This window comes from Pseudomonas spirodelae, assembly GCF_034653255.1.
GTDB lineage: Bacteria > Pseudomonadota > Gammaproteobacteria > Pseudomonadales > Pseudomonadaceae > Aquipseudomonas > Aquipseudomonas spirodelae.
In genome coordinates, this window is the sequence record NZ_JAYEET010000048.1 from 1 (window position 1) to 12,410 (window position 12,410).

9 protein-coding genes are annotated in these 12,410 nt (G+C 55.8%); 7 read left to right on the forward strand and 2 right to left on the reverse strand.

Annotated elements, in window-relative coordinates:
* The 7 genes from SOP97_RS15760 to SOP97_RS15790 all read left to right on the forward strand — a co-directional run.
* On the forward strand, positions 1-283 hold a 283-nt coding region (locus SOP97_RS15760; protein WP_322950074.1), incomplete at its 5' end, for a group II intron maturase-specific domain-containing protein.
* A gap of 936 nt (positions 284-1,219) precedes the next feature.
* Positions 1,220-2,530 carry a trigger factor gene (gene tig / locus SOP97_RS15765; RefSeq protein ID WP_274086676.1) on the forward strand — a complete coding sequence of 437 codons (1,311 nt, stop codon included), beginning with the start codon at positions 1,220-1,222 and terminating at the stop codon, positions 2,528-2,530.
* Between the two features lie 91 nt (positions 2,531-2,621).
* Positions 2,622-3,257, forward strand: a complete 636-nt coding sequence (gene clpP, locus SOP97_RS15770; RefSeq protein WP_274086675.1) for an ATP-dependent Clp endopeptidase proteolytic subunit ClpP — start codon at positions 2,622-2,624, stop codon at positions 3,255-3,257.
* 112 nt (positions 3,258-3,369) lie between these two features.
* On the forward strand, positions 3,370-4,650 hold the full coding sequence (gene clpX, locus SOP97_RS15775) for an ATP-dependent Clp protease ATP-binding subunit ClpX (RefSeq protein ID WP_274086674.1): 1,281 nt from the start codon (positions 3,370-3,372) through the stop codon (positions 4,648-4,650).
* 149 nt (positions 4,651-4,799) lie between these two features.
* Positions 4,800-7,193: an endopeptidase La gene (lon, locus tag SOP97_RS15780; protein WP_322950075.1), complete on the forward strand. Its 2,394-nt coding sequence runs from the start codon at positions 4,800-4,802 to the stop codon at positions 7,191-7,193.
* Between the two features lie 137 nt (positions 7,194-7,330).
* On the forward strand, positions 7,331-7,603 hold the full coding sequence (hupB, locus tag SOP97_RS15785) for a nucleoid-associated protein HU-beta (protein ID WP_010490206.1): 273 nt from the start codon (positions 7,331-7,333) through the stop codon (positions 7,601-7,603).
* 219 nt (positions 7,604-7,822) lie between these two features.
* Complete coding sequence (locus SOP97_RS15790) at positions 7,823-9,700, forward strand: SurA N-terminal domain-containing protein (RefSeq protein WP_274086672.1); 1,878 nt, start codon at positions 7,823-7,825, stop codon at positions 9,698-9,700.
* A 137-nt stretch (positions 9,701-9,837) separates the two neighbouring features.
* Here the strand turns inward: SOP97_RS15790 and fabI are convergent, their stop codons facing one another.
* Positions 9,838-10,632, reverse strand: a complete 795-nt coding sequence (gene fabI, locus SOP97_RS15795) for an enoyl-ACP reductase FabI (RefSeq protein WP_274086671.1) — start codon at positions 10,630-10,632, stop codon at positions 9,838-9,840.
* A 170-nt stretch (positions 10,633-10,802) separates the two neighbouring features.
* Positions 10,803-12,410: an ABC transporter ATP-binding protein gene (locus SOP97_RS15800; RefSeq protein ID WP_274086670.1), complete on the reverse strand. Its 1,608-nt coding sequence runs from the start codon at positions 12,408-12,410 to the stop codon at positions 10,803-10,805.

A 12,410-nucleotide genomic window follows, 5' to 3' on the forward strand; every position in this document is an offset into this window, starting at 1 on the left:
CMGCCAGAGCAAGCGTCCACTGGAAGAGCTGGATGGCTGGGTCAGGCACAAACGTCGCTGTGTCATCTGGCGGCAATGGAAGCAGCCCTCTACGAGGGCGCGCAACCTGATGCGCCTGGGATTGAGCGAGGAGCGTGCCTGCAAGTCGGCCTTCAATGGCCGAGGCCCGTGGTGGAACTCAGGAGCGCCGCATATGAATCAGGCGCTGCCGAAGAAGCTATGGGACAGACTTGGACTGGTCTCGATACTGGATACGATCAATCGGCTTAACCGCATGGCCTGAACCGCCGTGTACGGAACCGTACGCACGGTGGTGTGGGAGGACGGCGGCCGTGAGGCCGCCTCCTACCCGATCCTGCCCGCCGGGTGCACCGCGATGGTGCGCCGCAGCCCGGCGGAGCGCAATCCAGCCCCGGCGCGCGCCGTCGTCCCCCCACCTCGCCTGCGGGCTAAATGGGTCGAATAGTCTGCACGCCTGCAGGTGGCTCAGTACGGCCAAGGCTGGGGGCTGTGTGCGGTTTTATTGGGCGCTGAATACCTGCGAAACCCTGCGGCGTGGCGTTGTTTCTGAGTGGCTCCCAGGGGCTTGTGCTGGCTTTGGTTTCAGTTGCGCTATTGATTGGAGGTAATTTTGGTTAGTCGTGGTGATTTTGAATCTACACGCCCCGGATTTGCTGGCGTTGACTGATTACCTTTGCGGGTAAGTAAAGGTAAGGGTAAAGGTAATTTTTTTGTAAGTCCTTGATTTTAAAGGGCTGTAGCTTTTCACCGCCTAGCCTGCGTTTTAGGTAATTAGATAACCTAAGAATTACCATTTTATTACCTTTATGAATGGCTCCTAAGTTATTGATGTGCATGGATTTTGTCCGTTTACAAACAGCACCTAACCAAAATTACCCCAAAAAAGGGGGGCAACATAAAAACGGTTGACCCGCCTAGGAGAAGCTCTTAGAGTGCCGCGCCCCTTCATTCAGTGGGAATGACTTGGGAACAAATTTAGGTTCGTGCATAGCGCGCAAACCAGTAGCTATCAGCCGTCCAGACTGCTGGGGTTATCGTTGGTGAGTTCGAGTCTCTCCGTCCGCACCATCTTTTAGAGCTCCCTCCCGTTTGCCGCCTGCTTCTTAGGGTGACTTCTGCATATTGACCCTCTAGAATGCATGCCCTTGATTTGGGGCCGGTAAACGGCCGGCTTATGTCTGTGCAACGAGGAATATCAATGCAAGTTTCTGTTGAAAGTACTTCTGCTCTCGAGCGCCGCATGACTGTAGGCGTTTCCGTTGAGCGCATCGAGACTGAAGTCAACAAGCGTCTGCAGCAGACTGCCCGTCGCGCCAAAGTCCCTGGCTTCCGTCCTGGCAAAGTGCCGATGAGCGTGATTCGCCAGCGTTATGAAGACGCTGCGCGCCAAGAAGCGCTGGGTGACTTGATCCAATCGACTTTCTATGAGGCCGTTGTTGAGCAAAAGCTCAATCCAGCTGGCGCTCCGGCCGTTGAGCCGAAGTCGTTCGAGAAAGGCAAGGATCTGGAGTACGTGGCGACCTTCGAGGTGTTCCCGGAGTTCACCGTTGCTGGTTTCGAGTCTATCGCCATCGAACGCCTACAGGCTGACGTGACTGACGCTGACGTCGACAACATGCTGGAAATCCTGCGCAAGCAAAACACTCGCTTTGAAACTGTCGAGCGTGCTGCCGAGAATGGCGATCAGCTCAATATCGACTTCGTTGGCAAAATCGACGGCGAAGCCTTTGCCGGTGGTTCGGCGAAAGGTACGCAGTTGGTTCTTGGTTCTGGCCGCATGATCCCTGGCTTTGAAGATGCGCTGGTGGGCGCCAAAGCGGGCGAAGAGCGCGTAATCAACCCGACTTTCCCGGCTGATTACCAGAATCTGGATCTGGCGGGCAAAACCGCTGAGTTCACTGTGACCGTCAACAGCATTGCAGCGCCTCAGTTGCCTGAGCTGAATGATGAGTTCTTCGCCTTGTTCGGTGTGAAAGAAGGCGGTCTGGAAGGCTTCCGCGCTGAAGTTCGCAAGAACATGGAGCGCGAGCTGCGCCAGGCCATCAAGTCCAAGGTCAAAAATCAAGTCATGGACGGCCTGCTGGCTGCCAATGCAATCGAAGTGCCGAAGGCGTTGATTAGCAATGAAGTTGATCGTCTGCGCGTTCAGGCCGTACAGCAGTTTGGCGGCAACCTGAAGCCGGACCAGCTGCCAGCTGAGCTGTTCGAAGAACAAGCCAAACGCCGCGTTGCATTGGGCCTGGTTGTGGCTGAAGTGGTTAAGCAGTGTGAGCTGAAACCCGATGACGCTCGCGTTCGCGAAATGATTCAGGAAATGGCTTCGGCTTATCAAGAGCCTGAGCAGGTTGTGGCTTGGTACTACAAAAACGACCAGCAGATGAACGAAGTACGTTCGGTTGTACTGGAAGAGCAAGTTGTAGATACTGTTTTGCAGAAGGCCAACGTGACCGATAAAGCGGTCTCGTACGAAGAAGCTGTCAAGCCGGTAGAAGCACCACAAGCCGCCTGATTTCTTTACCTCGTTCGAATGCGTCATAAGCCAGCCATCGTGCTGGCTTATGCGTATTTGTGACATGACTATTTAGGGAGCGAGTGCACACATGTCCCGCAATCCTTTTATGCAGCAAATGCCTGATGTCCAAGCCGCTGGCGGCCTGGTTCCCATGGTTGTCGAGCAGTCGGCTCGCGGTGAGCGCGCCTACGACATTTATTCGCGCCTGCTCAAGGAGCGAGTGATCTTTCTAGTCGGCCCTGTAGAGGACTACATGGCTAACCTGATCTGTGCGCAACTGCTGTTCCTTGAAGCGGAAAATCCGGACAAGGACATCCATCTTTACATCAACTCCCCAGGCGGTTCGGTGACGGCGGGTATGTCGATCTACGACACCATGCAGTTCATCAAGCCCAATGTGTCGACCACATGTATTGGTCAGGCATGCAGCATGGGCGCATTCCTGCTGACGGCTGGCGCCGAGGGTAAGCGCTACTGCCTGCCGAACTCGCGCGTGATGATTCACCAGCCACTGGGCGGCTTCCAGGGTCAGGCGTCGGATATCGAAATTCACGCCAAGGAAATCCTCTTTATCCGTGAGCGCCTCAACACGCTGATGGCCAAACACAGCGGGCACACCTTGGAAGAGATTGAGCGCGATACCAATCGTGACAATTTCATGAGCGCTGAAGCTGCGCGTGAATACGGGTTGATCGACGCCGTGATCGAAAAGCGCCCCGCTTAATTAAGCAGCTCAAAAATAGGGCAGGTCGGCGTCTCCGGCCACCAGCGGGCTTGAAAAAGCCCGCATAAGCCTTCATCTTGTGTTGCAAGCCTATCGAATTTGGATCGAACGAATGACTGACACCCGCAACGGCGAGGACAACGGCAAGTTGCTTTATTGCTCCTTCTGCGGCAAAAGCCAGCATGAAGTGCGCAAATTAATTGCCGGCCCCTCGGTCTTCATCTGCGACGAGTGCGTCGACCTGTGCAATGACATCATCCGCGAGGAGGTGCAGGAAGCCCAGGCCGAGAGCAGCGCGCATAAATTGCCTGCACCCAAGGAAATCAGCGGCATTCTTGACCAGTATGTGATTGGTCAGGAGCGCGCGAAGAAAATCTTGGCTGTAGCGGTTTATAACCACTATAAGCGCCTCAACCAGCGCGACAAGAAAGACGACATTGAGCTAGGTAAGAGCAATATCCTGCTTATCGGTCCGACGGGCTCGGGTAAAACCCTGCTCGCTGAAACCCTGGCGCGCTTGCTCAATGTACCGTTTACCATCGCTGACGCCACCACCCTGACCGAAGCCGGTTATGTGGGTGAGGATGTCGAGAACATCATTCAGAAGCTGTTGCAGAAGTGCGACTACGATGTAGAAAAAGCCCAGATGGGTATCGTCTACATCGACGAAATCGACAAGATTTCGCGTAAGTCTGACAACCCATCGATCACCCGTGATGTATCGGGTGAGGGTGTGCAGCAAGCTCTGCTGAAACTGATTGAAGGGACTGTGGCATCTGTTCCGCCTCAAGGTGGCCGCAAGCATCCACAGCAAGAGTTCCTGCAGGTTGATACGCGCAACATCCTGTTTATATGTGGTGGTGCGTTCTCGGGCCTGGAAAAAGTTATTCAGGGTCGTTCGACCAAAGGCGGTATTGGTTTCAGTGCTGAGGTTCGCAGCAAGGAAGAAGGCAAGAAAGTGGGCGAGTCATTGCGCGCTGTTGAGCCCGATGACTTGGTCAAGTTTGGCCTGATTCCTGAGTTCGTTGGCCGCTTGCCGGTTATCGCAACCTTGGATGAGCTTGATGAAGCCGCTTTGGTGCAAATTCTGACCGAGCCGAAAAACGCTTTGACCAAGCAATATGGCAAGCTGTTTGAGATGGAAGGCGTTGAGCTGGAGTTCCGTCCCGATGCACTGAAGTCGGTTGCCCACAAGGCGCTTGAGCGTAAAACCGGTGCCCGTGGTCTGCGTTCGATTCTCGAAGGTATCCTGCTCGATACCATGTACGAGATTCCATCGCAGTCTGACGTCAGCAAGGTGGTGATCGATGAGAGTGTCATCGAAGGCACCTCCAAGCCGTTGCTCATCTATGAGAACAGCGAACTGCCAGCAAAGGCTGCGCCTGACGCGTAACAGCTTTGTAACATGTTGAAAGCAAGGGGCCTGCGGGCCCCTTTGCTTTTGCTGCTGCAATGCTTGTTTTTTGTTTGGGCTGCCCCCATCTTAGCTCCAAGGGTCATCCCATCTGTTTACGGCCGTATGGCCGCCGTAGAGCTGAAATCATGAAGACAACCATCGAATTGCCTCTCCTGCCGTTGCGCGATGTTGTGGTCTATCCGCACATGGTCATTCCGTTATTCGTCGGGCGTGAGAAATCCATTGAGGCCCTTGAGGCTGCAATGACGGGCGAGAAGCAAATTCTGCTCCTCGCACAAAAGAATCCTGCGGACGACGACCCTGATGAGGCCGGTCTTTATCGGGTCGGCACCGTAGCCACAGTCCTGCAGTTGCTGAAACTACCGGACGGCACGGTCAAGGTGCTGGTCGAGGGCGAGCAGCGCGGTGAAATTGAGCGCTTTATCGAGGTTGACGGCCATTGCCGTGCTGAAGTGCAACTAATTGACGAGGTGGATGCTGCCGAGCGTGAGTCTGAAGTTTTCACTCGCAGCCTGCTTAGCCAGTTCGAACAATACGTTCAGCTGGGCAAAAAGGTGCCAGCTGAGGTGCTAGCTTCGCTTAACGGTATTGATGACCCCGCTCGCTTGGTCGACACCATGGCTGCGCATATGGTCTTGAAGATCGAGCAGAAGCAGGAAATTCTGGAAATTACCGATCTAACTGCGCGCGTTGAGCATGTGCTTGCGTTGCTTGATGCCGAGATCGACCTGTTGCAGGTCGAGAAGCGCATCCGCGGCCGGGTCAAGAAGCAGATGGAGCGCAGTCAGCGTGAGTACTACCTGAATGAGCAGATGAAGGCCATTCAGAAGGAGCTTGGCGACAGCGAGGACGGCCATAATGAGCTCGATGAGCTGAGAAAGCGCATCGATAACGCTGGCCTGACGGCTGAAGCACTCACCAAAGCCAATGCCGAGTTGAATAAGCTCAAGCAGATGTCGCCTATGTCGGCTGAGGCCACAGTGGTGCGCTCCTACATTGATTGGCTGGTCAATGTGCCATGGAAAGCGCAGAGCAAGGTGCGCCTCGACCTGGCGCGTGCCGAGAGCATCCTTGACGCCGACCACTACGGTTTAGATGAGGTCAAGGAACGTATCCTTGAATACCTCGCCGTACAAAAGCGTGTGAAAAAAATCAAAGGCCCAGTGCTCTGTCTGGTTGGTCCGCCTGGCGTGGGCAAAACCTCGCTGGCCGAGTCGATTGCCACGGCCACTAACCGCAAGTTCGTGCGCATGGCTCTTGGTGGCGTGCGTGATGAAGCTGAAATTCGTGGTCATCGACGCACTTATATTGGCTCCATGCCGGGTCGCCTGATCCAGAAGATGACCAAGGTGGGGGTGCGCAATCCGCTGTTCCTGCTCGATGAAATCGACAAGATGGGCCAGGACATGCGCGGCGATCCGGCCTCTGCACTGCTTGAAGTGCTCGACCCTGAGCAGAACCACAATTTCAACGATCACTATCTGGAGGTCGATTACGACCTGTCCGATGTGATGTTCCTGTGTACCGCTAACTCGATGAACATCCCGGGTCCGTTGCTTGATCGTATGGAGGTGATTCGTCTACCGGGTTATACCGAAGCCGAGAAGATCAACATCGCGGTCAAGTACCTGGCGCCTAAGCAGGTGCAGGCCAATGGCCTGAAGAAGACTGAGCTGGTGTTTGAAGAAGCGGCGATCCGCGACATCATTCGCTATTACACCCGCGAAGCCGGTGTGCGTGGGTTGGAACGGCAGCTTGCCAAGGTGTGCCGCAAGGTGGTGAAGGAGCATTCCACCGAGAAGCGCTTCCAGGTTACCGCTACGGCTGATTCGTTAGAGCATTACCTTGGTGTGCGTAAGCATCGCTACGGTCTGGCTGAGCAACAGGATCAAATTGGTCAGGTGACGGGCCTTGCCTGGACTCAGGTCGGCGGTGAGTTATTGACCATTGAAGCGGTCGTGGTGCCTGGCAAAGGTCAGTTGATCAAAACCGGTTCGCTGGGTGATGTAATGCTTGAGTCGATCACCGCCGCACAAACCGTTGTGCGCAGCCGGGCCAAGAGCCTGGGCGTGCCTGAGGACTTCTACGAGAAGCAGGACATCCATATCCATATGCCTGAGGGGGCAACGCCCAAAGACGGCCCTAGCGCCGGCGTTGGCATGTGTACGGCGCTGGTCTCGGCGCTGACGCAGATCCCCGTACGGGCGGATGTGGCAATGACCGGTGAAATTACCTTGCGTGGCCAGGTATTGGCGATTGGTGGTTTGAAAGAAAAACTCCTGGCCGCTCATCGTGGTGGAATCAAAACCGTGATCATTCCGGAAGAGAATGTGCGCGATTTGAAAGAGATTCCGGAGAACATTAAGCAAGATCTGCAGATTAAACCGGTTAAATGGATTGACGAGGTCCTGCAAATTGCGCTGCAATACGCCCCGGAGCCCTTGCCTGATGCGGCTCCCATGGTTGCAAAGGATGAAAAACGCGAGACTGATTCCAAGGAGCGAATTAGCACGCATTAGCCGGAGGGGTTTCTTGACACATTTTTAGAGCCCTTGTTATAAAGCGGCTCTTATCGTGTCAGCAGGCGCTTCTGCACCAGCTTCGCTTACATTTAAAAGCAAGAAATAAACTCAACAGAAATTAAGGGGACTTAAGAGTGAACAAGTCGGAACTGATCGATGCCATTGCTGCATCTGCTGATATCCCAAAAGCTGTTGCTGGCCGCGCGCTGGACGCAGTAATTGAATCCGTTACTGGCGCTCTGAAGGCTGGTGATTCTGTAGTACTGGTTGGTTTCGGTACTTTTGCTGTTAAAGAGCGTGCTGCTCGCACTGGCCGCAACCCACAAACTGGTAACCCGATCAGCATCGCTGCTGCCAAGATTCCAGGCTTCAAAGCCGGTAAAGCACTGAAAGACGCTGTCAACTAAGTCTCTTTCGGGTTTTGCCCAGCAGACCAGTTGAATGGCTGGTCTGGCGCGGGGCGGGATGTTCATTCAGTCTTATCGGTCTGAGCACAACGAATCTGTTACTTGAGTTCGATCCGCTTCGCCAGTTACGAGAAGGCGCATCCACTGATGCGCCTTTCTTCTATCCGGATTTTACCCACACTGCACGGCTGCTTTTCTTACAGTCGTTCTGGGGGACGCATGCTGCAAAATATCAGGGACAATTCACAGGGTTGGATTGCCAAGACCATCATCGGCATCATTGTCGCGCTGCTTGCGCTGACGGGTGTTGACGCTATTTTTACCAGCACCAGTAATAGCCAGAATGCTGCTGAGGTGAATGGTGAGAAAATCACTTCAGCTGAGTTAAGCCAGGCTGTGGAGATGCAGCGGCGGCAATTGCTGCAGCAGTTGGGGCGCGATTTCGATGCCTCCCTGCTGGATGAAAAGCTGCTGCGTGAGGCTGCCCTGAATGGCCTGATCGAGCGAACTTTGCTGCTCGACAGCGCCAAAGACGCCAAATTTGCCTTTTCGCAACAAGCGCTGGATCAGTTAATCCTGAAAACCCCTGAGTTTCTGGTCGACGGCCAATTCAATGCTGAGCGTTTTGATCAGGTTATCCGTCAGCTCGGTTACAGCCGTTTGCAGTTCCGCCAGATGCTGGAGCAGGAAATGCTCATTGGCCAGTTGCGTGCCGGCGTGGCCAATAGTGGTTTTGTGACGGATGCTCAAGTGCAAGCGTTTGCCGCACTGGAAAAGCAGACCCGTGACTTCGCTACCCTGACCCTTCACGCTGACCTGGATGCGGTCATTCTTAGCGATGATGACATCAAGGCCTACTACAACGCTCAAGCCAGCCAGTTCATGACCCCTGAGCAGGTGGTGCTGGAGTATGTGGAGCTGAAGAAGGATGCCTTCTTTGACCAGGTCGAGGTCAGCGATGAAGCGCTGCAAAGCGCTTATCAGAGTGAAATTGCCAACCTCGCCGAACAGCGCCGCGCCGCGCACATTCTGGTTGAGGTAAACGACACGCTGAATGACGAGCAAGCCCAGGCCAAGCTCTCTGAGGTGCAGAAGCGCCTCGAGCAAGGTGAGGATTTCGCCGTATTGGCTAAAGAGTTCTCCGATGATTCGGGTTCGGCAAGCGAAGGCGGTGACCTGGGCTTTGCTGGCCCAGGCGTGTATGACCCAGCCTTTGAAGAGGCACTGTATGCGCTGAGCGAGAATGGCGTGTCGGCTCCCGTGCGCAGTGAATTCGGCTGGCACTTGATTAAGCTCTTGGGCGTTCAGTCACCTGAACTACCGAGCTTTGCCAGCCTGGAAGAAAAACTGCAGCGTGACCTTAAGGCGCGTCAGGTTGAACAGCGTTTTGTTGAGGTTTCCAAAGACCTTGAAGATGCCGCGTTTGAAGCCTCTGATCTGGCTCAGCCGGCTCAGGAGCTGGGCCTTGAGGTCAAGACCTCTGAAGCATTCGGTCGCCAGGGTGGCGTTGAGGGGCTAACGGCTAACCCTAAAGTGATTCAGGCTGCCTTTAGCGCTGAGGTGCTGGAAGACGGCAGCAACAGCAGCGTGATCGAACTCGACCCGAACACAGTGGTGGTGGTGCGCGTTAAACAGCACAACACGCCTGAACAGTTGCCGCTTGAGCAGGTGGCCGAGAGCATTCGTGCTCAGTTGACCAAGGTTCGTGCAAGCGAAGCGGTCAAGGCTAAAGCCGAAGAGCAGCTGGCCGCTTTGCGTACAGGTCAGACGCCGGTTGCCCAGGCAGATGCCAAGCAAGGCTGGAATGTTGTTGAGGCGGCCACACGCAGCCAGGAAGGCGTTGAGCCGGTCGTGCTGCAGGCGTTGTTCCGCATGCCCAAACCTGAAGCGGCGGATAAGCCGACTTTTGCCGGTGTCAGCTTGAGCAATGGTGATTTTGTGATCATCCGCCTCAATGGCGTGAGCCAGCCGGAGCAAGCACTGTCTGATGAGGATAAGGCCATGTACAGCCGCTTCCTCGCCTCGCGCGTCGGTCAGCAGGACTTCGCCGCGTTCCGTAAGCAGTTGGAAGATAAAGCGGATATCGAGCGCTTCTGATCGATACAGCTGAGTGCAAATGGCTGGGAGCCATTTGCACGTCCAGCGACGGCCCTCAGGGTAACTGCCATGGATGGCAACGCATAAAAAAGGCCGCTTAATTAAGCGGCCTTTTTTATTGCTGCGGTTTTAACCGCTTACTCTTCCATGGCGCCCATGGCGGTGGTGTTGAAGCCGCCATCGACGTACATGATCTCGCCACTGACGCCAGAGGCCAGGTCCGAGCAGAGGAAGGCGCCAGCGTTGCCGACTTCATCGATGGTCACGTTGCGGCGCAGCGGGGTCTGCTTCTCGTTGGCAGCGAGCATCTTGCGGAAGCTCTTGATGCCGGAAGCCGCCAGGGTGCGGATCGGGCCAGCGGAGATAGCGTTAACGCGCGTGCCTTCTGGACCGAGGCTGCCAGCCAGGTAACGTACACCGGCTTCCAGGCTGGCCTTGGCCATGCCCATGACGTTGTAGTTAGGCATGGTGCGCTCAGCACCCAGGTAGGAGAGGGTGAGCAGGCTGCCGTTGCGGCCTTTCATCATCTCGCGGCCGGCTTTGGCCAAAGCGACGAAGCTGTAGGCGCTGATGTCGTGAGCGATACGGAAGCCTTCGCGGGTGGTTACGTCGGTGAAGTCGCCGTCCAGTTGGTCGCCCGGGGCGAAACCAACAGAGTGAACGATGCAATCCAGGCCATCCCACTTTTTGCTCAGGGCTTCGAATACCGAGGCGATTTCTTCATCGTTGGCCACATCGCACGGGAAGCACAGGTCAGCGTTTGAGCCCCAATCAGCAGCAAAGCCTTCAACGCGGCCTTTGAGCTTTTCGTTCTGGTAGGTGAAGGCCAGTTCGGCGCCTTCACGGTGCATGGCTGCCGCGATGCCAGAGGCGATGGACAGTTTGCTGGCGACGCCAACGATCAGTACGCGCTTGCCGCTTAGAAAACCCATGGGTGTTGTTCCTCTTCCTGTCTACAAGGATTGGCAGGTAGTTGAACACTACCTGCTTGCCATCACTGCGTTAAAAACAGACGAAAAGTGCACACGTACAGCGCGCAAACTTAACTTCTCACCTGTTTTTGCCTTGCGCTGACTGCCTCGCCAACGCGTTTAATAGTCGGTTAATCAGCTGGGGCCATAAAGGCCGCTTCCAGCAACTGCTGTGTATAGATGTTCTGTGGCGCGGCAAAGACACGTGCCGCTGGGCCTTGTTCCACCACTTTTCCCTGTTTGACCACCATCACTTGGTGACTCAGAGCCCTGACCACCGCGAGATCGTGACTAATAAACAGATAAGTCAGGTTGTATTTGGCCTGCAGTGAACGCAGTAGTTCGACTACTTGGCGCTGTACGGTGCGGTCGAGGGCCGAGGTCGGTTCATCGAGCAGAATCAGCGCAGGTTTCAGCACCAAGGCGCGGGCAATGGCAATGCGCTGGCGTTGCCCGCCGGAAAACTCATGCGGGTAGCGATGGCGGGTTTCCGGGTCGAGGCCGACCTCAAGCAACGCATCAATGATTGCCTGTTCCTGCTCGGCTGCGTTGCCCATGCCATGGATCTGTAACCCCTCGCCGACAATCTGGCTGACCGACATGCGCGGACTGAGGCTGCCGAAAGGGTCTTGGAACACCACCTGCATCTGTCGGCGTAATGGCCGTACTTCTTCTTGTGACAGGTTATCGATCGCCTGGCCCTGGAAGTGGATAGCCCCCTCACTACCAAGCAGGCGCAGAATCGCCAGGCCCAGGGTGGACTTGCCCGAGCCGCTTTCACCGACGATGCCCAGGGTGTGCCCCTGCGGCACACTGAAATTGATGCCATCCACCGCTTTGACGTGGTCAACGGTACGGCGTAGCAGGCCCTTTTTGATTGGAAACCAGACGCGCAGGTTGTCGACTTCCAGCATGGGCTTGCCGGGCGGTTGATCGACCGGCCCACCGCTGGGTTCGGCGCCCAGCAGTTCACGGGTGTAGGGGTGCTGCGGGGCGTTAAACAAGGTTTCGCAGGCGGCCTGCTCGACAATATGCCCGTGCTGCATCACGCAGACGCGGTGTGCAATGCGCCGCACCAGGTTGAGGTCGTGGCTGATCAATAGAATTGCCATACCCAGGCGGGCCTGCAGGTCCTTGAGCAATTCAAGGATCTTCAGCTGCACGGTGACGTCCAGAGCGGTGGTCGGTTCGTCGGCGATCAGCAGTTCCGGCTCGTTGGCCAGGGCCATGGCGATCACTACGCGCTGGCGTTGGCCGCCTGACAGCTCGTGCGGATAAGCTTTCAGGCGTTTATGCGGTTCCGGGATGCCGACCAGGTCGAGCAGCTCCAGGGTGCGCGCAGTGGCGGCTTTGCCGGTTAGGCCCTTATGCAGGGCAAGTACTTCGTTGATCTGCTTTTCGATACTGTGCAGCGGGTTGAGCGAGGTCATGGGCTCCTGGAAGACCATGGCGATGCGGTTGCCACGAATGCCGCGCAGTTTGTTCTCGTTCAGTTTGAGCAGGTCTTGCCCGGCGTAGTGAATGCTGCCGCTGGGGTGCTGAGCCAGCGGGTAGGGCAGTAGGCGCAGAATCGAATGCGCGGTGACCGATTTACCCGAGCCGCTTTCGCCAACCAAGGCTAGGGTTTCACCACGTTTTATGTCGAAGCTAAGGCCTTCCAGCACGCGTTGTTTACGGCTGCCAGTGACGAATTCGACGGCCAGGTCACGGACTTCGATGAGGCTAGTTGAGTCGGTCAT

What these genes read in the sequence shown, in the direction of transcription:
- tig (WP_274086676.1), top strand. Translation starts at nt 1,220, where the DNA reads ATGCAAGTTTCTGTTGAAAGTACTTCTGCTCTCGAGCGCCGCATGACT.
- clpP (WP_274086675.1), top strand. Translation starts at nt 2,622, where the DNA reads ATGTCCCGCAATCCTTTTATGCAGCAAATGCCTGATGTCCAAGCCGCT.
- clpX (WP_274086674.1), top strand. Translation starts at nt 3,370, where the DNA reads ATGACTGACACCCGCAACGGCGAGGACAACGGCAAGTTGCTTTATTGC.
- lon (WP_322950075.1), top strand. Translation starts at nt 4,800, where the DNA reads ATGAAGACAACCATCGAATTGCCTCTCCTGCCGTTGCGCGATGTTGTG.
- SOP97_RS15790 (WP_274086672.1), top strand. Translation starts at nt 7,823, where the DNA reads ATGCTGCAAAATATCAGGGACAATTCACAGGGTTGGATTGCCAAGACC.
- fabI (WP_274086671.1), bottom strand. Translation starts at nt 10,632, where the DNA reads ATGGGTTTTCTAAGCGGCAAGCGCGTACTGATCGTTGGCGTCGCCAGC.
- SOP97_RS15800 (WP_274086670.1), bottom strand. Translation starts at nt 12,410, where the DNA reads ATGACCGACTCAACTAGCCTCATCGAAGTCCGTGACCTGGCCGTCGAA.